General features: G+C 34.5%; 1 protein-coding gene. It reads left to right on the top strand.

What is annotated here, in order from left to right:
- The first annotated feature begins 265 nt into the window (after nucleotides 1-265).
- Complete coding sequence (locus BM135_RS16305) at nucleotides 266-1414, top strand: DUF1266 domain-containing protein (RefSeq protein ID WP_092521574.1); 1149 nt, start codon at nucleotides 266-268, stop codon at nucleotides 1412-1414.
- The last annotated feature ends 756 nt before the right edge of the window (nucleotides 1415-2170 follow it).

Genomic DNA, 2170 nt, shown 5'->3' with positions numbered 1-2170 from the left:
TATAGGCCATAGCGCATTTTCCTTTGGCGAGAAAGATGCCTACTATAGCAACTGACCACCTTTTTCAGAAATTGCACCTATCATGCGAATCCAAGAAATATTAGATAATATCTGGATATTTGAATTGATTTATCAGGGTAATTATATTGTCAGTTAAACTCATATATTGTTTAAATATAGCATCCTAATGGTTACACTTAGGAAGGAAAAAGATCACAGCATTAAAAATATTTCAAATATAGCTTACTTGATTAATGGATTAAAAATGAAAGAATTACTGCAAAACCACCCCAATAATAGAAGATTTCCTGTTAATGGTTTTCGGATAATCAAAAATATCCTCAAGGAAAGAAAAGGAGTAGCGTTTCTCAAGCCTGTTCAGGCGGTTGGTTTAATCATTCTTTGGGTTGTAACATTTTTGCTGAGTGTACTAACGCTCGTAATCACGGTATTAATCTTTGATACCAATAACATGCCTTCGGGGGGATATCTGCTCTGGGCTAGTTTAATTGGTTTGAATTCACTTGGAATATATCTCTCCATCTACAGTTTCCAACGCATCAAAAACCTTCCTATTACTGAACAAAAACACTATTACTCACAAGCAAAGTGCTCTGTTTTGCCGGAAGAGAAACGTCAGGCATTACGTTTGCATATCGTTAGCTGCTATTACGACGGATTTTGGACAGAAACATTAGAACATTACCCTTTGAAAAGCAGTGTTTCTCATGATAATTATCAATATCGTCTTTTACCTTTGTCTGATGCAAAGCCTCATCAATCCGAAGTTTACAAAAATTGGGGCATTCTTAATGAAAAAGATTATTGGAAAATATTGCATGAATTATGGGCCGGGATGCATTCAGAACGTTTTGCGGTTGATGCGGTTTTTACCGATGGAGAAATGTTTAAGGTACTTGGTAGCTTGATTGAAGAACAGCCTGAATATGTACAGCAATGTTCTCGTTCAATTAATGGTCACCCTCCCGCTTTACTTTGGGGATTTGATCTCTGGCGAGCGATTGTACTGAGCCGAAACTGTTTTGCTGCCGGTTATATCAGTGAAGAGACAGCGTGGAAAAATATACTTAAAACAGCCGATTATGTTTATGAAATTTTTGACAGTTTTGATGCGTTCCACACAAATTACCGACTGGGAAATGCCTATTGGAGCCGGGATTTTGATACTGTAAAAGGGCGTCTGAAAGAATTTTTGTTTTACAAAGAGCATTGTGACTGGCCGATAGCTCAATTACCTTGGCCAAATGCGAAAGGCATTTTTATAGAACAATATATGAAAGACGGTTTTGCTGATGTTGTTAATTCTCTATTGCGGGATCAAATGGAAGGCTCATTTGACGACGAAATAATGGATGAAGATAGTAGCCATACTGAAATTCGAGTTTTGCACTAATAATCTACAAGAATAGGCATTTACATTATATAGTAAAAGGGATCAATATATGATTAATCTTCATAAATATGATGATGTGCCTTAAAAATGATGAATCTGCCTATTTTTATAAGGTGTAATATCAACACCTTATAACCGTAAACGATTAGAATTCTGTTCTGTTGATTAAAGCATATTTTTCTTTTCCGGGAAGATAACGGATTGGAACAACTTGCATCGCACGGATAGTATCCAAAATAATCTAAATTAGCTGCTATATACTCACCGACATTATTTTGATTATTTTAAGGAAATTCAAAATTTATAGATATTTCACTAAAAATCTCGGCTGCTTCAAAAACCCGTTTTTCGGGATAAAAATAAAATGATACTGAATACTACAAAGATAGAAACGCTAATTAATAACCAAGCCGATAGCAAGAGCCATTAAAAAGAACAAGTTATAATTGATATTTTGTTGTGGATTCATGGACGAGTTTTTTTAGTATTTTCGTAATGGATAATTGAAAATATATCCTGTACTTACAGAAAAGTAGATCAATAAAAGAATTTATGTTTTATAGTTGGGATTATTTTGATCTTGATAACATCTCTTATTGGTAATTTATATCGGTAACTTTATTATTCTAATCATATAATTACATATAGCTCTTGGGGGGAAGCTAGGGCAAACGGGTCTAAATTGAACAGTTAGTTCAGTGATGTGCCTTCAGTACATAAAGGTAGGAACATTGATGATCGTTTGTGATTTACAAT

The organism is Xenorhabdus japonica (genome assembly GCF_900115195.1).
Lineage (GTDB): Bacteria > Pseudomonadota > Gammaproteobacteria > Enterobacterales > Enterobacteriaceae > Xenorhabdus > Xenorhabdus japonica.
Note: the sequence above shows the minus strand (reverse complement) of the source record. Positions and strands in the feature narration are given on the sequence as shown.

What these genes read in the sequence shown, in the direction of transcription:
- BM135_RS16305 (WP_092521574.1), top strand. Translation starts at nt 266, where the DNA reads ATGAAAGAATTACTGCAAAACCACCCCAATAATAGAAGATTTCCTGTT.